General features: G+C 63.2%; 17 protein-coding genes. 5 read left to right on the top strand and 12 right to left on the bottom strand.

Annotation, left to right across the window (positions count from 1 at the left end):
• From SO156_RS31560 to SO156_RS31515, 10 genes are all read right to left on the bottom strand, one after another.
• The coding region (locus tag SO156_RS31560) for a carbohydrate ABC transporter permease (RefSeq protein ID WP_498537486.1) at positions 1-633 on the bottom strand (633 nt) is incomplete at its 3' end.
• Complete coding sequence (locus SO156_RS31555) at positions 630-1955, bottom strand: ABC transporter substrate-binding protein (RefSeq protein WP_458143588.1); 1326 nt, start codon at positions 1953-1955, stop codon at positions 630-632. The genes SO156_RS31555 and SO156_RS31560, both read right to left, overlap by 4 nt.
• Before the next feature lie 84 nt (positions 1956-2039).
• Positions 2040-2822, bottom strand: coding sequence for a sulfur oxidation c-type cytochrome SoxA (gene soxA / locus SO156_RS31550; protein WP_498537488.1), 783 nt, complete (start codon positions 2820-2822; stop codon positions 2040-2042).
• Positions 2819-3139: a thiosulfate oxidation carrier complex protein SoxZ gene (gene soxZ / locus SO156_RS31545; RefSeq protein ID WP_458143587.1), complete on the bottom strand. Its 321-nt coding sequence runs from the start codon at positions 3137-3139 to the stop codon at positions 2819-2821. Before soxZ ends, soxA begins: the two co-directional genes overlap by 4 nt.
• A complete protein-coding gene (locus tag SO156_RS31540) occupies positions 3139-3597 on the bottom strand; it encodes a SoxY-related AACIE arm protein (RefSeq protein ID WP_458143586.1) in 459 nt (152 codons plus the stop codon). Before SO156_RS31540 ends, soxZ begins: the two co-directional genes overlap by 1 nt.
• Before the next feature lie 8 nt (positions 3598-3605).
• Complete coding sequence (soxX, locus tag SO156_RS31535) at positions 3606-4046, bottom strand: sulfur oxidation c-type cytochrome SoxX (RefSeq protein WP_498537485.1); 441 nt, start codon at positions 4044-4046, stop codon at positions 3606-3608.
• A gap of 4 nt (positions 4047-4050) precedes the next feature.
• Complete coding sequence (locus SO156_RS31530; protein WP_498537484.1) at positions 4051-5328, bottom strand: FCSD flavin-binding domain-containing protein; 1278 nt, start codon at positions 5326-5328, stop codon at positions 4051-4053.
• Between the two features lie 46 nt (positions 5329-5374).
• Complete coding sequence (locus SO156_RS31525) at positions 5375-7558, bottom strand: xanthine dehydrogenase family protein molybdopterin-binding subunit (protein WP_498537483.1); 2184 nt, start codon at positions 7556-7558, stop codon at positions 5375-5377.
• 10 nt (positions 7559-7568) lie between these two features.
• Positions 7569-8018 (bottom strand): (2Fe-2S)-binding protein, encoded by a 450-nt coding sequence (locus SO156_RS31520; protein ID WP_458143582.1) that lies wholly within the window; start codon positions 8016-8018, stop codon positions 7569-7571.
• Between the two features lie 245 nt (positions 8019-8263).
• Complete coding sequence (locus SO156_RS31515; RefSeq protein WP_458143581.1) at positions 8264-8653, bottom strand: SPW repeat protein; 390 nt, start codon at positions 8651-8653, stop codon at positions 8264-8266.
• A 289-nt stretch (positions 8654-8942) separates the two neighbouring features.
• On the opposite strand from SO156_RS31515, the gene SO156_RS31510 reads away from it, so the two are divergent.
• Positions 8943-10568, top strand: a complete 1626-nt coding sequence (locus tag SO156_RS31510; RefSeq protein WP_458143580.1) for a B12-binding domain-containing radical SAM protein — start codon at positions 8943-8945, stop codon at positions 10566-10568.
• Here the strand turns inward: SO156_RS31510 and SO156_RS31505 are convergent.
• The gene (locus SO156_RS31505; protein ID WP_458143579.1) at positions 10549-11937 is read right to left on the bottom strand and encodes an MFS transporter; all 1389 of its coding nucleotides are present in this window, start codon (positions 11935-11937) and stop codon (positions 10549-10551) included. The two genes, SO156_RS31510 and SO156_RS31505, sit on opposite strands and share 20 nt — an antisense overlap.
• Positions 11938-12106: 169 nt before the next feature.
• Between SO156_RS31505 and SO156_RS31500 the strand changes: the two genes are divergently transcribed.
• The 3 genes from SO156_RS31500 (at position 12107) to SO156_RS31490 (ending at position 14587) form a co-directional block, all read left to right on the top strand.
• Positions 12107-13168, top strand: coding sequence for an isocitrate/isopropylmalate dehydrogenase family protein (locus SO156_RS31500; protein ID WP_498537482.1), 1062 nt, complete (start codon positions 12107-12109; stop codon positions 13166-13168).
• 159 nt (positions 13169-13327) lie between these two features.
• Positions 13328-13576 carry a hypothetical protein gene (locus SO156_RS31495; RefSeq protein ID WP_498537481.1) on the top strand — a complete coding sequence of 83 codons (249 nt, stop codon included), beginning with the start codon at positions 13328-13330 and terminating at the stop codon, positions 13574-13576.
• A gap of 225 nt (positions 13577-13801) precedes the next feature.
• Positions 13802-14587, top strand: coding sequence for an alpha/beta fold hydrolase (locus tag SO156_RS31490; RefSeq protein WP_498537480.1), 786 nt, complete (start codon positions 13802-13804; stop codon positions 14585-14587).
• A gap of 23 nt (positions 14588-14610) precedes the next feature.
• Here the strand turns inward: SO156_RS31490 and dapD are convergent, their stop codons facing one another.
• Positions 14611-15582, bottom strand: a complete 972-nt coding sequence (dapD, locus tag SO156_RS31485; RefSeq protein WP_498537479.1) for a 2,3,4,5-tetrahydropyridine-2,6-dicarboxylate N-succinyltransferase — start codon at positions 15580-15582, stop codon at positions 14611-14613.
• A 465-nt stretch (positions 15583-16047) separates the two neighbouring features.
• Between dapD and SO156_RS31480 the strand changes: the two genes are divergently transcribed.
• On the top strand, positions 16048-17682 hold the full coding sequence (locus SO156_RS31480; RefSeq protein ID WP_498537478.1) for a flavin-containing monooxygenase: 1635 nt from the start codon (positions 16048-16050) through the stop codon (positions 17680-17682).
• The last annotated feature ends 79 nt before the right edge of the window (positions 17683-17761 follow it).

The raw sequence follows: 17761 nt of genomic DNA, 5'->3' as shown, positions 1-17761 counted from the left end.
ATTGGCACCGTCGATCTGCGCGCTTTCGTAAGGCTCGGTCGGGATCGCAGCCAGGCCGCCGAGCACGATCAGCATGACGAGCGGCGTCCACTGCCAGGTCTCGACCAGCACCAGCGAGGGGATCACGGTTGCAGGATGAAACACCCACAGCTGCGGCGGAATCCCGACCAGTGACAGCAGGTAATTGAGCACGCCGAGTTGCGGATGGAACATCATGGTCCAGACCAGCGCGATCGCCACGGGCGTTGCCATCATCGGCATGATGAAGATGCCGCGCAGGAAGCCGCGGCCGGGAAATTTCTGGTGAAACACTACGGCTGCGAGCGTGCCGAGGATCAGCGGCAGCACCACTGACAGCACGGTGTAGACGATGGTGTGGCCTACCGCCTCGAGGAAGCGCGGATCGGTTGTCAGCCGCAGATAGTTGGAAGACCCGACGAAGGTGGTCGGCGAGCCGACCTTCCACTCGTTCAGGCTCATCCAGATCGTGAAGACCCACGGGAAGATAATGATGGCGAGCACGACGACCAGCGCCGGCACCACGAACGGCCAGTAGGAGGGGGGCCGCAACTCCTTCTCCGGCGCGGCACCAGATTTTGCCGCGGCCGGAGTTGCTTGTGTCAACGCACTCACGCCTTTTCGCTACGCTCCAGGATCGGCCGGTACTGATCGTTGGCCTTCTTCAACTCGGTCGCCGGATCGGCCCCGGAAAGGGTTGCGGTGATCGCCGCGCCGACGATGTCACGGAATTCGGCAACCGGGATCACCACCGGCAGGCCGAGCTTGCTGATCTTGGCAGAATCGATCACCGATTGCAGCCACTCCGCTGGCATCTTCACACCCTTCTGCACCTCGGGATCGTTCAGGATCGAGTTGCGGAACGGCACGCCGCCTCCGGCCTGCAACAGCCGCGCGCCTTGCGCCTTGGAGACCGCCCACTGGCAGAGCAGATAGGCCGCTTCCTTGTTCTTGCTCGCGGCGGCGATGCCGAGGCCGTCGCCGTAGGTCGCCGAATACTGTCCCTTCGGCCCTGCAGGCACGACGGTGTAGCCGACTTTGCCGACCACGCGCGAGGCCGCCGGATCCTCCAGCGGCGGCGCCCAGCCGACGCCGTCGATCCACATCGCGGATCGTCCTTGCGTGAACGAGGCCATCGACTCCATCCAGTTGAAGCCGGCGACGCCGGGCGGAGCGACCTTCGTCAACAGCGTCTGGTAGAGCTTCGTCGCCGCGATGGCTTCGGGACCGTCAGTCAGGATGTTGCCCTTGGCATCGAGGAATTCGCCGCCATAGTCGAGGAAGAAGTTGGTCCACAAGGTCATGTTGGCGTTGCGCAGGCCGCGCCCGACGAAGCCATAGGTGCCTTCCTTGGCATCGGTGAGCTTTTCGGCGGCCGCGACCATCTCGTCCAGCGTCTTGGGCAGCGCGACGCCCTTCTTCTGGAACAGCTCCTTGTTGTAGTAAAGGATGAAATAGTCGACCGACCAGGGCAGCGAGAGCATCTGGCCCTTGTCGTTCTTGGCGTATTGCAGGCCTGCGGCCGAAAAATCGTTCTCGACGAGATCGGGCGCAGTCAGCGTCGGATCCTTCATGAACGGCGTCATGTCGGCGAGCCAGCCGGCCTTTTCGAACTGACGCTTCTGCACGTGATAGCTGAGATGGACGACGTCGAAGCTCGGCCGGCCCGAAGTGAGCTCGATGACGCACTTCTGACGCTGCTGCTGCTCGGGAATCTGCTCCGACTCCACCTGGATGCCGGTGAGATCGGTGAACTCCTTGATGTTCTTTTGCAGATTGTCGCCGCGCGGACCCTTGGCGAGGATCACCTCCAGCTTTGTCCCGGCATATTTCTTCCAATTGACCTCGGCGTGCGCCGGAAATCCGGTCAGGCTGAGCGCGCCAGCCGCAGCGGTCCCCTGCAAAAGCGTGCGGCGCGAAATACGATGGTCAGCCACGTCTGTCCTCCCTGTGACTCGTTTCTTGGGAGGGGATACTAGCGTCCGTGCCGCGCCTGCCTAGTCCTAATATTCCTCTGCGGATTAAGGCCGCACGGCCGGGCTCTCCATGGGCATGCCGCGCGCCCGCGCCATCAGATAGAGCTCGAGCGCGACCAGCTCGGGCGCACCATAGTCATAGGCTTGTGCGCGGACCCCCGTCATGCAGCTTCGCAATCGCCGCTCCAGCGATCCCAGTGTTTGCCATTCCAGGCGATAGAGCGGATAGCCGGTCGGCTGCCCCTGCGTGACCGGCGCGCCCGCCAGATGCTTGTCGTAGTTGTCGTCATGGCAATTGGCACATGCAAGGTTGAGCTGGCCCTCGCGCTGCATGAACAGCGCGCGACCCTGCTCGACGAACGGCTTGAGTTCGGGATCGTCGCCGGCCGTGATCGCGACGCCGCGCGACTGGTGCGCGACGAAGGCATCGAGCGCGAGGAGGTCGCGGCTCTCGTAAGGCAACGCCGTTGCCTGCTGATGTCTGGCGCGGCAGAGATTGATGCGCTGGTCCAGCGTGACGGGGCGGCCGAGCGTCTTGTCGAAGGCGGGATAACGCGCGGCGACGCCTTTCATGGTCTCGCGCGCATCGCCGTGGCAATCGGCGCACGACTTGCCGGCAATGCCGCCTTTCGTCTTCCACAATGTTTCACCGTCCAGCACGAACAGCATGCCCGGATTGGACGTATCGTCGTCCTGCATCGCGCGCGTGTCGGGTCCCATGAAGGAATAACCCGAGCGGCGCTGTTCAAGCGGGATTTCGCCGGCGAGCAGGGCAGGTGCGGCGACGAGCAGCAGCATCGCCGCGATGATCGTGCGCGCAAAACTCATTCGACCGTGATCGACGCCGAGGCCGTCGACACGAAGCCGTTGTCGCCGATCCATTCGAACTCGAACTTGCCGCTTTCCTTCGCGACCGTGAAGAAAGACAGATACGGATTCGCTGCGATCGCCGGAAAGAGGTCGGCGCGAAAGATCTCGGTGCCGTTGTAGCGGCAGGTAAAGTTCGTGATGATGTCGCGCGGCACGAGATCGCCAGCTGCCATGCGGCGAAAGCCGCTCTCCATGATATGCGAGGTCAGCGTCCTGATCTCGATGACTTCGCCGCGCTTCGCTTTCGGGGGAACGTTGATCAGGGCAGAGGCCATCAGTTCACCTCCTCAGTGCAGGCGGCAAGTGTCACGACGACGTCGGCTGCGACTTGCCAGAAGGAGTCGTCGGACAGGCGCGCGATCGCGACAACCTTCTGGCTGTCGGCGAGCCGGATGCGGGTCGAGACCTGCGCGCGCCCGGCCCACGGGCCGAGATGGAAATTGCCGATATTCGGCTGTGGGTTCTTCTCGTTGAAGACGTGGATGCTCTTGACATAGTCGGTCGCCGTCATCGGGCTCGCGACGCTGACCGTCATCGGCACGGTGTTGCCGTTCTCGACTAGCGGCGGAATGTCGAGCCTGACCTTGCCGGTGTGCAGTTGTGCCTCTCCGATGACGTTGCGGATCGCCGTGTTCAGCATCGCGGGGGTCGCCTCGAGCGGACGGATCGTGACGATGGGGATCGTCCCGGCCGCGACGGTGAGACGCAAGAATTGTCGACGTGTGCTTCGCATCGATCGTCCTAGTCCCGGAGCGTTGCAAGATAGGCCACGATGTCCTCGATCTGGCCCGCGTTGAGGATCGGCTTGCCGGCAAGGTTGCGGCCGACGCGAACGAGCCCGTCAGTGCGAAAGTAGGACGGCATGATGGTCTGCGGGTTAAAGCGCGATGCGTCCACCAATCGCAGTCGCAACTGACTTGCCGACCAGCGGTTCCCCGCACCGGTGAGATCGGGTGCGAGATCGCCCTGGAACCGCGTTTCCGGAAACGGCCCGGAATGGCAGAGGATGCAGGTCGCGCTGCGATCGAGCACCAACGCCCGCCCGCGCGCCGCATCGCCCGGCGCCCCGGTGAGCGACTCCGGGATGCCGTCGCCGACGATGTCGTAGGGCACCAGCGCCTGCGCACGTGCGCCTGCGGAAAGCGCGAAACTTGCCGCGATCAGCACGGCGATATGATTCATCGGCCTAGCCAAAGGTCGCCGCCGTGAGGGTTTTAAACCAGCGCTCGGCGTCCGCAGCCTCGCGAGCGCGTCGTTCCGGCGGGGCGTCGAGCGGGCTGGTGGCGCCGCCCTCGACCTCGGCGAAGATGTCGCCCTTGGGCTGATAGTTGCCGGCGAGCGAAAAGCCGTAGGCGGGCGCGACGGTGTTGTAGCAGACGCCGGTCAGCCGTGGTGTCTGTGGCGTTCGGCCCGCGATGAGGTTGACGATCGCATCCGCGCAGGCCCGGCCTTGCGCGCTCGCAGCCGAGGCCGATTTCGGAATGCCACCGCCGAGGCAGGCATCGCCGATGACGTGGATGTTCGGCACAAATCTTGATTCGAAGGTCATGGGATCGATCGGGCACCAGCCGGTGGTATCCGCCACCCCGGCAACCGCCGCAATGCGCCCGGCGCGCTGCGGCGGAATAACGTTGGCGACTTGCGCCGTGTAATTGCCGAACTCGGTAATGACGGTGTTGCTCGCGGGATCGACGGAGGTCACGCGGCCGCCCTGCGACAGGGATACGCGCTCGATCAGGCCGCCGTAAAGCTCCGTCCACGCTTTCTCGAACAGTCTTTGTTGCGTGAAATTATCCTTGGCGTCCAGGATCAGTACCTTTGAGCGCGGCTTCTTCGTCTTGAAATAATGCGCGATCAGGCTGGCGCGCTCGTAAGGAGCAGGCGGGCAGCGCGAGGGATTGGCCGGCACCGCGATTGCGACGAGGCCGCCATCCTCCATCGCCTCCAACTGCCTGCGCAGCAGCATGGTTTGCTCGCCGGCCTTCCATGCGTGCGGCATCTTCTGGCTTGCGGCTTCGTCATAGCCGGGCAGCGCCTCGAAATGGAAGTCGACGCCGGGCGAGAGAACGAGGCGGTCGTAGGGAAGCGATGAGCCATCGGCCAGCGTGACACGCCGCGCTTGCGGATCGACCGCGGTCGCGGCCTGCGCGATGACGGTTACGCCATCAGCAGCGATCTTCTCATAGCCGAACTGCTGCGCCTCGATCTCGCGCAGGCCTGCGATCACCTCGTTGCTGAACGGGCAGGCGGTGAAGGTCCTGTTCGGTTCGACCAGCGTGATCTGCAGATCCGCACCGTTCCGTTTCAGCGCACGCGCGCAGCCCGCCCCGCCAAAGCCGCCGCCGACCACGACAACGCGCGCCCCGCCTTGCGCGCGCGCAATCGCAGGGACGGCCAGCGATGCGGCCGCGATGCCGAGGACGGCTTTCCGCCGTGTCACGGAGCGCGTGGTCATGAGCATCATCCGGATAATGCTGCGGCGGCCCTTGGGCCGCCGCGGCCGCACCCTCTCAAGCGAAGGTGATGTTCTGGTCGCGCAGCGGCACCGAGCGAATGCGCTTGCCGGTCGCTGCGAAATAGGCGTTGAGCACGGCTGGTCCTGCAACGGCGATCGTGGGTTCGCCGACGCCGCCCCAGAAGCCGCCACTCGGCATCACGATCGATTCGACCTTCGGCATCGCTGCGATACGCATGGAATCGTAGGTGTCGAAGTTGGTCTCGACGATCGCGCCGTCCTTGACGGTGCAGCCGCCGTAGAACAGTCCGGTCAGCCCGTAGACGAAGGAGCCGGCGATCTGGCGCTCGATCTGTGCCGGGTTGACGGCATAGCCGGGATCGGTCGAGGCCACGATGCGATGCACCTTGATCTTGGTGCCGTCGGTCACCGAGATTTCCGCGGCCGCCGCGACATAGCTGCCATAGGAGGCGAAGTGCGCAAGGCCGCGGTAGATGCCTTGCGGTGGCGGCTTGCCCCAGCCGATCTTCTCGGCCACGGCCTCAAGCACCGCTAGATGCTTCGGACGGTCCTTCATCAGCTTGCGCCGAAACTCCAGCGGATCCTGGTTCACGGCGTGCGCCAGCTCGTCCATGAAGCATTCGACGTAGATGGCGTTGTGGTTGACGTTCACGCCGCGCCAGAAGCCCGGGATGATGTGCGGATTGCGCATCGAGTGTTCGATCAGGAGATTGGGGACCGAATAACCGAACGGCGCGTCGCCCTTGGGGTTGAGGCCGGCGAAGGTCGCCGGATCCATGCCGTTGACCATCGCCTCCGGGCGCAGGCTGAACAGGATCGACTGGCCGGAGATCCGTATGTGCAACGCGGTCAGATTGTTGTCGGCGTCGAAGCCGCCCGTCATCTTGCATTGCGTGATCGGATGGTAGCGGCCATGCGTCATGTCCTCTTCGCGCGTCCAGAGCAGCTTGACCGGCGTGCCCGGCATCTGCTTGGCGATGAGGACGGCCTGTCGAACGTAATCGGTCTGGCCGCGCCGGCCGAACCCGCCGCCGAGCATCAGCTTGTTGACGTCGCATTTCTCTGCCGGAAGACCTGAGGCCTCCAGCGTGGCGGCGAGCGCGGCCTCGCCATTCTGCGTGCCGCACCAGACCTCGCACTTATCGCCGGTATAGAGCGCGGTGGCGTTCATCGGCTCCATCGTGGCGTGGTTCTGGTAGGGATAGTTGTAGACCGCCTCGATCTTCTTGGCGGCCCCCGCCAGCGTGGCTTTCGCGTCGCCATTCGAATTCCCGACGTAGGCCGGGCCGCTTTCGAGACCCTCAGCCAGCCATTTCGCGATCGACTCGCTCGAGACCTTTGCGTTCTCGCCTTCATCCCAGACGATCGGCAGCGCATCGAGCGCGGTCTTGGCGTGCCAGAACGTATCGGCGACGACGGCGACCGCGCTGTCGCCGACTCGCACGACTTTCTTTACGCCTTTCATGCCGGCGATCTTGGCCTCGTCGTAGCTCTTCAGCTTGCCGCCGGTGACGGGACAGTCCTTGATCGCGGCGTTGAGCATGCCGGGCAGCTTGACGTCGATGCCGTAGACAGTGGTGCCGGTGACCTTGTCGGACGTGTCGAGGCGCTTGACGCCCTTGCCGATGAGCTTCCAGTCCTTGGGATCCTTCAGCTTGATGTCGGTCGGCGGTGGCAGCTTTGCGGCGGCCTCGGCAACCTTGCCATAGGTCGTCGTCTTGCCCGACGGCGTATGGGTGATGACGCTGCTCGCGACGGTGCATTCGGAGGCCGGCACCTTCCATTCATTGGCGGCGGCCTGGATCAGCATCATGCGTGCCGTGGCGCCGCCCTTGCGCACATAGTCGTGCGAGGTGCGGATGCCGCGGCTGCCGCCAGTCGAGTATTCGCCCCAGACGCGCTTGCGGGCGACGTTCTGTCCGGGCGAGGGGAATTCGGTCGTGACCTTCGACCAGTCGCATTCCAGCTCCTCGGCGACGAGCTGCGCAAGGCCGGTCAGGGTACCCTGGCCCATCTCGGAGCGGGCGATGCGGATCACCACGGTGTCGTCGGGCCGCACCACGACCCAGGCGTTCACCTCGGGTGAGCCGTCAGCGGCGCGGACCACGGCCGGACCGCCGAAGGGAATGTCGAGACCGAGCGCGAGGCCGGCGCCGACCGCGGCGGTGCCGATGACGAAGGCGCGGCGATTCATGGCGGGTGAAACGTGCTTGTTCATGGCCGCCTCCTCAAGCGTTCGCGATCGTGTGGATCGCTTCGCGCACCTGCTGGAAGGTGCCGCAGCGGCAGATATTGGTGATGGCCTCGTCGATATCGGCGTCGGTCGGTTTCGGCTTCTCCTTGAGCAGCGCCGCGACAGCCATGATCATGCCGCTCTGGCAATAGCCGCATTGCGGGACGTCATGGGCGATCCAGGCCTGCTGTACCTTGTGCAGCGTAGCGCCATTCGCCAGCCCCTCGATCGTGGTGATCTGCTTGCCCACGGCCTCGCTGACCGCGACGCCGCAGGAGCGGGTGGCGACTCCGTCGATGTGAACCGTGCAGGCGCCGCATTGCGCGATGCCGCAACCATATTTGGTGCCGGTGAGGCCGACGTTTTCGCGAATCGCCCAGAGCAGCGGTGTATCCGGCTCGACGTCGACAGTGATCGATTTTCCGTTGATCGTAAGGTTTGCCATCGCAAGTCCCCTGATTGGCCCATCCACCGATGAGGCTCAAGGCGCGCAATTTGTCCGGCAAACGGAACCGTTTCAAATCAACAATCTGGGGTTGGGGCCCAAGAATTTTGCTGGATCGCAGGAAGATTGCCGCTTGCGCGGTGTTGCAGCCGAGCAAGCTGCCATGCGGCATGCGCAGTGGAAAGGCGCGTGCAGCTCATGACGTCCCCGGCATCCAGGTCCGCGTCGCGCTGCTGCGTCGCACTCTAGGGGTGAGGTCCTTCCTGTCCGCCCGGCGAAGCAAATTCCTCCGGGTGCCTCTTCTCGTAGTGAAGGAAGAGATCGAGGAAGGCCAGAAGCACGACGACCACGCCTATACCGATGCTGATGTGCATGGCCCGCGTATGCGGGAATCCCAACAGCCAGGGCGAAACGATGAGCCAGGCTCCCATCAGGACGTTGAGCCATTCCTCCCAATCCCGATAGGTGATGACGGCCGCCAGCGAGACCAGGCCGATGATGATGCCGGTGATCCAGAGATCGACCTTGCCCTGCTCGTTCGTCAGCCTGAACAGCCACGGCGATAAGAACAACACGGCGGCGAGAAACAGGTTGTAGATATCGGGGACCGTTTCGCGCTCTTGCCACTTGCTCATGACGCACCTCCTGCGCGTGAGGACATCCGAACAAAAGCTTGGGCCGTCGCCCGGTTCCCAATGAACAGGCACTGCAGCAATAGACTTTGGTCGCGGGTGAGTTCCGCGAGGACAGGTACCGGTGAGCCGTCGCTTCGAACGTCGGCAAAGCGGCCTGTCACGACGCCCAGCTGACGACAATTCCGGCGTTTGACTCTCACTGGAACAGAAAGTGACCGCTCGTCCCGCTTGTAGGGATGCAAGACGGGCGCGCTTTGATACACTCGGTACGAAGCCTTTGGGGGGTTCCATGAACGTGCCGCGGCCTTGCAACGTGCTCATGCTCTATCCGCTGTTCACGGCGGAGTCGTTCTGGAGTTTTGGCGAGTCCTGCAAATTGATGGGCGTCCGGCGCCCCGCGGCGCCCTTGGGGCTGATCACCGTCGCGGCGATGTTGCCCGAGAGCTGGACGATACGCCTCATCGACTGCAACACGACGCCGCTTGGCGATGACGACCTTGACTGGGCGGATGTCGTCTTCACCGGCGGGATGCTGCCACAACAGACCGATGCGCTGCGGCTGATCGAGCTTTGCCGCGCCAAGGCCAAGCCGGTGGTTGTCGGTGGCCCCGATCCGACATCGAGCCCCCATCTCTATGCGCGAGCCGACTTTCAGGTGCTGGGCGAGGCCGAGAGCATCATCGACGAGTTCGTCGCGGCCTGGCAGGGCGGTGCCCGCTCAGGCGTCTTCACGGCGCCGAAATTCCAGGCCGACGTCACCAGGACGCCGGTGCCGCGTTTCGACCTCCTGAAATTCGAGGACTATCTCTATCTCGGTGTGCAGTATTCCCGCGGCTGCCCCTTCACCTGCGAGTTCTGCGACATCATCGAGCTCTACGGACGCGTGCCGCGTACCAAGACGACGCCGCAGATGTTCACCGAGCTCGAGACGCTGTACCGGATGGGCTACCGCGGCCATCTCGATTTTGTCGACGATAATTTCATCGGCAACAAGAAGTCGCTCAAGCTGTTCCTGCCCGAGCTCGCCGCATGGCAGCGCGCGCACGACTATCCCTTCGAATTCTCGACTGAAGCCTCGGTCAACCTCGCCGACGATCCGGAGCTCCTCAACCTGATGGCGGCTGCTAACTTCTTCGGTATCTTCGTCGGCATCGAAAGTCCGGATCCGGCGACGCTGGTCGCAATGCGCAAGAAGCAGAACACGCGGCGCAACATCGCCGAGAGCATTCACAGGATCTACAGCGCCGGAATGCTCGTCACCGCCGGCTTCATCGTGGGCTTCGACAGCGAGAAGGTCTCGATGGCCGATGCCATGATCGACTTCATCGAGGAGGCGGCGATTCCGGTCTGCATGGTCGGCCTGCTCTTTGCCCTGCCCAATACGCAGCTGACGCGACGTCTCGCCCGCGAAGGCCGGTTGCGTCCGAACCACGATTCGGCGGCGACCATGAACGGCGGCGACCAGTGCACCGCCGGAATCAATTTCGATCCGGTGCGTCCGCTGCGCGACATCCTGATGGACTACAGGCAAATCCTGGAGAGGATCTACGACCCGGCCGCCTATGCGAGCCGTGTCGACCGGTTGATGACGATGCTCGACCGCTCACGGCAGCGTCCGGAGCTTCCCGAGGGCGACATTCGCAACAAGGTGCGTGCGCTGGAAACCGTGCATCGCGTGACGTCGAGCATTCCCGAAGCGCACGGTCCGCTCTGGAAAACCTTTCTCAGCTGCGCCAAGCGCGACACATCCTCGGCCCGCATCGCGGTCGCGATGATCGCGGCCTACGCGCATCTCGGACCGTTCTCGCGCCGGGTCATCGACGCCATTGATGAGCGTCTGGCTTCTTTGAACGAGAAGATGCCGATCCCGGCGGCAGTCGCGTCCGCGTCACTTTCTACTTCACCGCCAGCCTGAGGAAGCTCATCACGCTGCCGAGCGCGGCGAAACCGGCGCCGAGCGCCAGTGCGACGGTGGCGCCGTCATGTCCCGCGAGGGCAAAGCAGAGCGCGGCGAGCGCTGCGCCGGTCGTCTGTCCGGTCAGCCGCGCGGTGGCGACGATGCCGCTTGCGCTGCCGCTGCGATGTGGCGGTGCGCTTCCCATCACCGCCTTCATGTTCGGCGCCTGGAAGAACCCAAAACCCATGCCGCAGATCACCATGCGCCAGATGATGTCGGGGATGTACGGATTGGCCGGGAGCGTCGCCAAAAGCGCCATGCCGATGCCGAGCAGCACGAGCCCGATGCCGCCAAGCAGTCCGACCGCGTGGCGGTCTGAGAGGCGTCCCGCGATCGGCGCCATGATGCCGACGACCAGCGGCCACGGCGTCATGAAGAAGCCGGTCTCGACCTGGGAGCGTCCGAGCACGTCCTCGAAATAGAACGGCAGCGAGACGAAGGCGAGGCCCTGCACCGCGAACGAGCAGACCGCGGTCGCCGCCGACAGCGCGAACATGGGGCGGCTGAACAGGTCGATCGGCAGCATCGGTGCGGGATGATCTGCATGCCTGCGCGTCAGGATGAAGCCGATCACGAGTGCTGCGACCAGCTCGACCGCGACGAGGCGCGGGGAGAGATTATGAGCCGCGCTGCCGATGCCGGTGATGAACAGGCCGAGGCAGATCGCGGCCAGCACGGCACCGGTGAAATCAAAGCCGTGATCGGCGCGCGGCGTCTTCGGCAGCATCGCAAAGCCGATGCCCATGGCGACGAGGCCAAAAGGAATGTTCACCGCGAACAGCCAGGGCCACGGCCCGAGGGCGAGGATCGCGGACGCAATCGACGGCCCCAAGGTGAAGGCGGTCGCGACCACCAGCGCGTTGTGGCCGAAGCCGCGGCCCTGCATCCGCCCGGGATAGACGAAGCGCACCAGGGCCGTGTTGACGCTCATGATGCCGCTCGCGCCGAGGCCCTGCAGCGTGCGCGCCACGAGCAGGCTCGGCAGCGACCAGGCCACCGCACATAGCAGCGAGGCGATCGTGAACAGAAGAAGGCCGCCAAGATAGATGCGCTGATGCCCAACGATCTCGCCGAGTGCTCCCAGCGGCAACAGCGTGGCGACCAGCGCGATCTGGTAGACGTTGACCACCCAGACCACCTGCTCGGGGCTGACATGGAGATCGGCCGCAATCGCAGGCAGCGCGATATTGGCGATCGCGGTATCGAGCGAGGCCATCGCGAGTGCGGTGAAAATCGCGGCGATCGCCCAGCGCCGGCGCATCGTGGGCAGGCCGTCGGCGAGGGGGCGTTCGGGCTCTTTCGCGAGCGCAGGTAACGTCATTGTCATTGCCTGCGCCGTCTCCGCAAAGCGTGGGTTGAGTGTTGCTTTTCGGGATGTACTACAGCCGCGCCGCCTGCCACAGGCATATGCTTGCATGCGGGTATGCACGAAGATCGGGCGGTGATCGCGCGCGATGGCGTATGATCGGACCGAGCCGGCTTGAGAGGTATGACCCATGCAAATTGTGGTGCTGCCAGGTGATGGCATCGGGCCGGAGATCACGGCCGCGACCACGGGCGTGCTGCGCGTCGCATCCGAACGCTTCGAGCTCAATGTGCGGCTCGAGGAGCATGCCGTCGGTCACGCCAGCCTGAAGCAATTCGGCACGACGGTGCGGGGCGAGCTCCTCGACACTGTGCGCGCCGCAGACGGCCTGATCCTCGGCCCGACCGCGACCTTCGATTTCAAGGACGAGGCGCGTGGCGAGATCAATCCGTCGCGCTATTTCCGCAAGAACCTCGACCTCTACGCCAACATCCGCCCGGCGCGTACCTATGCTGGACGGCCCGGCCGACTCGGCGATTTCGATCTCGTCGTGGTGCGCGAGAACACCGAGGGTTTTTATGCCGACCGCAACATGGAAGAAGGCAATGGCGAGCTGCTGGTCACGCCTGATGTCGTGATCTCACTACGCCGGATCACGCGCTTGTGCTGCGAGCGCATTGCGCATGCGGCCTGCCGGCTGGCGATGAAGCGGCGCAGGCATCTCACCATCGTGCACAAGGCCAATGTGCTCAAGATCGGCGACGGCATGTTTCTGGACATCTGCCGCGAGGCGGCGAGGGGCTATCGTGGGCTTGAGGTCGACGACATCCTGGTTGATGCCATGATGGCGCATGTCGTGCGCAGCCCGGAGCGCTTCGACGTCATCGTCGCTACCAATATGTTTGGCGATATCCTGTCCGATCTCACCGCGGAATTGTCCGGCAGCCTCGGCCTCGGCGGCTCCCTCAATGTCGGCGCCCGCCACGCCATGGCGCAGGCCGCGCACGGCTCGGCGCCCGACATCGCCGGGCAGGACGTCGCCAATCCGGTGTCGCTGATCCTGTCGACCGCGCTGCTGCTGGCCTGGCACGGGGACAAGACGGGGGCCGCACGCTATGAAGAGGCGGGCCACGCGATCGAGGACGCGGTGGCGAAGGCGATCGCGCGGGGGCGGGCCACGCGCGACGTCGGCGGCCAACTCGGCACGATCGCGACCGGCGCCGCCATCGCGGAAATTTTGCAGTCAGAGTGAGCCACCCCTTCGCCTCCAGCGCGAGCGAAGCTGGTCGCACCCCCGCAAGAGCGGGGCGAGGCAGCGCGCCGAGCGCGCGGGCGTCTCCCGGTACCCCTCCAAAACTTTGGACCTGCGCCTATATCGCGGTCAGACCGAATTTCGATTTGGAGCGGGCCCATGCAGGATGAAGTCCGTTATTGGTTCCCGACTAAGCGTTACGGATGGGGCTGGGGCTTTCCCATCACCTGGCAAGGCTGGACCGTCTTCGCCGTCTTCATCGTCCTGCTGATCGGAGGCGCCGTGGTGCTTCCAACTCGCCAGTCGCCAGTCATATTCGTCGTCTATGTCGTTGTTCTGGGCCTTGCGCTTGTCGGCGTCTGCTGGTGGAAAGGCGAACCGCCGCGCTGGCGCTGGGTCGGGAAGTAATCGATCGGCAATAGGCATGCGTTGGTGGCTCGATATCGAAGTTGGGTCGGGCTTCGAAATGGCTGCTGTGATCGGGGTAGACCGGACGTAGAAGCGCGCCCTCTTGGGCGACATAGCTGTTCTCGCGTGTGATAGAACTGCTACCGAGCACCGCCAGCTTGCACGGTACGGAATCGAGGCACCGCATCAATCGCCGATGGGTGTCGGCAAGAATGGAGATAGCCCATGAAGATCGCGCGTGACGGCATCCAACTGTCTTTCGACATCGCCGGGGTCGGAACGCCTGAGTTCCTGTTCGTGCATGGGCTTGGCGGGGATCGCACGCATTTTGCCCCTCAGATGGAGTATTTCACTCGTCACGGCCGGGCTTTGAATGCCGAACTACGGGGCCATGGTGAGAGCGACAAGCCGCAACAGGCCTATTCGATCGAAGGCTTCGCCGAGGATCTCGTCTGGCTATGCACCCAGCAGCAGATCACGAAGCCGGTCATCGTAGGTCAAAGCATGGGTGGCAACATGGCACTGGAAATCGCCGCGCGCTATCCGGACTTTCCTGCAGGCCTGGTGCTGCTCGACTCCGGGGTGTTCTTTCCTGGCTCAGCAGGAGCAGTGTTCACCGGTTATTTGGAAGGCCTGAGGGGGCCGAGCTTTGCGGACGAGGTGCGAAAAATAGTGGCGGAGTCCTGTCTGCCGACGGACGCTTGCCGCGCCCGTGTTGAACAGACCTTTCTCGCGACACCGCAGCACGTGATGGTCTCGACGTTTACAAGTCTATTCCCCTGGGATCTGCATCGGGCGGGCGCGTGCGCCCAGGCCTGCCGGGTCCCAGTGCTGTATATCGAAGCGGCTCATCGGCTCGCAGATCTGGATCGCTTTGCGGCATTATGCCCGCAACTGGTTACGGCCAAGGCCGTCGGCTCCGGGCATTTCTTGTCGCTGGAAGTGCCGGAACAGATCAATCCGATGATCGACCGGTTTCTCTCGCTCTACGTGCGCAGGCCGCGGCAATAAGCGCTCGCATTCGATTGAACTGCCTAGCTGTGAAGTTGCGAGTTGAGGCCGTCCCAATTTGGTGTACGTCTGGTTGCCTCAAGAGCGCCGCTCTGGGAATTACGACGAAAAAGCAGGCCCTTCTGGCCCGAGAGTTCCTTGGCTTTCAGTACCCGGCCATCTTCCAAAAGGATGCGCGCGCCTGCCGTGACATAACAGCCCGCTTCGACGATACAATCGTCACCCAATGAAATGCCGATACCGGCGTTGGCTCCGATCAGGCAGCGCTCACCAACTGTAATCCTCTCTTTCCCTCCTCCGGACAGAGTGCCCATGATCGACGCTCCGCCACCAACGTCGCTGCCGCTACCCACAACCACACCGGCGGTTATCCGGCCTTCGACCATGCAGGGACCGAGCGTACCCGCATTAAAATTGCAAAAGCCTTCATGCATGACGGTTGTGCCCGGAGCCAAATAGGCTCCGAGCCTTACGCGATCCGCATCTGCAATTCTCACGTCCGCAGGCGTCACATAATCAGTCATGCGCGGAAACTTATCCAGGCCTGTCACCTCAAACGCGAGAGCACGCTTTCGCGCGAGGATTCGCGCCTCCGGTACACGAGAGCATTCACAGGGACCGAGCGTCGTCCAGGCAACGTTAGGTAACAGACTGAAAATTCCGTCAAGGTTCAGGCAATTAGGCTGGACGAGCCGGTGGCTCAGTAGATGGAGTCGAAGATATGCGTCGTGCACATCAGTCGGCGCAGATGCAAGGGAGTCAACTTTTGTATGAATGGAAACGATGTCGACATTGCGGATGTCGTCGTGTCGCGCATATCCGTCTGCCGACTCACCCAACGATCTGTTGATCTCGTCGCTCGTCAGCCGTACCGTTGCCGACTTGTCGACCTCCTCAACCAGGCGTAGCCGAAGAAACCAGGAATCTAACACGCGTCCATCAGCGGCAATCGTCGCAAATCCCTCGCCTTGTGCGCCCCTTAGCTCCATCGCCATTTGAATTTCTCCACACTACGATCCTACAGGTAGTGCATACGCGAGTTCTCGTAGAAATAGCAACTTACTCTCAAACACGGCCGCTTTGATCAAAAGGACCCAGCGGGAGAGGCTGTTCTTGGCCCTCAACCGCTCCATGAGAACGAGCTGACGCTGCCGCTCCTAAGAACCCGCGCCCTAGGGTACGGCAGCAAGCTGCCATCTACCGGGATCGCCGTGCCTGTGATGTAGCGGGCCACTTTCTTAGCGTTCCGGTTCTTGGGCCTGCGATCGAAATTCGGTCTGGCCGCATACATTCCGTTTGAATTTCGAACGGACCAGCAATTGGCTTCCGCGACCAACACTTCAATGACTGCAGGCGCTTAAATCTAGAAATCCGGATTGGCACGCAATCTGCGTTTCCCCCTTTGCGTCTCCCGCGCTTTGCCGCGGGGAGCAGAACAAGTCTGACATTGGGAGGAATGCATGAGTGAGTCCAAGAGCAATGGCGCGGGCAGGCACGAAAGCCTGGACGCCGTGGTGATCGGCACGGGAGTTGCCGGCCTCTACCAGCTCTACAAGCTGCGCGACGAGCAGGGCCTGAAGGTCAAGGCCGTCGATACGGCCACCGGCGTCGGTGGCACCTGGTACTGGAATCGCTATCCGGGAGCACGTTTCGACTCCGAAGCCTATATCTACCAGTATCTCTTTTCGGAGGAGCTGTACAAAGGCTGGAGCTGGAGCGAGCGTTTCCCCGGTCAGCCCGAGATCGAAAGGTGGCTCAATTACGTCGCCGACAAGCTCGATCTGCGCAAGGACATCCGGTTCTCGACGACGATCACGAGCGCGGCCTTCAACGAGGCGACGCAGCGATGGACGATCACAACCGACAAGGGCGATGTCATCGACGCGCAGTTCCTGATCACCTGCTGCGGCATGCTGTCCGCGCCGCTGACGTCGGTTTTTCCCGGTCAGGAGACGTTCAAGGGGGTCCTCGTCCACACCAGCCGCTATCCGAAGCAGAAGCTCGATCTCGCCGGCAAGCGCGTCGCCGTGGTCGGCAATGGCGCTACCGGCATTCAGGTGATCCAGACCATCGCCGGCGAGGTCGGCAGCCTGAAGGCGTTCGTGCGCACGCCGCAATACATCATTCCGATGAAGAACCCGAAATACGGGCCGAAGGAGGTCGAGGCCTACAAGTCGCGGTTCGAGGAATTCCGCAAGGTCCTCCCGCACTCCTTCACCGGCTTCGAATACGACTTCACCAACGGCGCTTGGAAGGATCTCACGGCGGACCAGCGTCACGCCGTTCTGGAGAAGATCTGGGATGAAGGCTCGCTGCGGCTGTGGCTCGCCTCATTTGTCGAGATGTTCTTCGAGGAGGACGTCAGCGAGGAGATCTCAGAGTTCGTCCGCAAGAAGATGCGCGCGCGCCTGAAGGACCCCAAGCTCTGCGAGACACTGATCCCGACCGATTACGGCTTCGGCACGCATCGGGTCCCGCTCGAGACCAACTATCTGGAGGCTTTTCACCAGGCGAATGTCGAGCTCGTCAGCGTCAAGAACAACCCGATCAAGCGGATCACGCCAGAGGGTATCGAGCTCACCGATGGAACGTCGTATGAGCTGGATGTGATCATCCTCGCGACCGGCTTCGACGCCGGCTCCGGCGCATTGACGCGCATCGACATCCGTGGCCGCGACGGCCGCTCGCTCAAGGACGAGTGGAGCCGCGACATCAGGACCACGATGGGGCTTCAGGTCCACGGCTATCCCAACATGTTCACGACCGGCGCGCCGCTGGCACCCTCGACGGCGCTCTGCAACATGACGACGTGTCTTCAGCAGCAGGTCGAGTGGATCAGCGATTGCATCGCCTATCTCAAAATGAACCATTTGAGCGTCATCGAGCCGACGAAGGAGACGCAGGACGCCTGGGTCGCGCATCACGATGAGATCGCGAACACCACCCTCGTGACCAAGACGCACTCCTGGTACATGGGCTCGAATGTCGAGGGCAAGCCGCGCCGTCTGCTCTCCTATATCGGCGGCGTCGGGACTTATCGCCAGAAGTGCGATGAAGTTGCCTCCTCGGCCTATCCCGGCTTTGCCAAGCAGTGATCGACGCAAGGTCGCGCGAGCGCTCCCCGCGAGCGCGGCCCTCCTTTCTCGCATCTTATAAAACACAAACTGGAGGAAT

The sequence above is a fragment of the Bradyrhizobium sp. UFLA05-125 genome, from assembly GCF_059803515.1.
The sequence above is the reverse complement of the archived record's forward strand: the minus strand, read 5'-3'. Positions and strand labels throughout refer to the sequence as shown.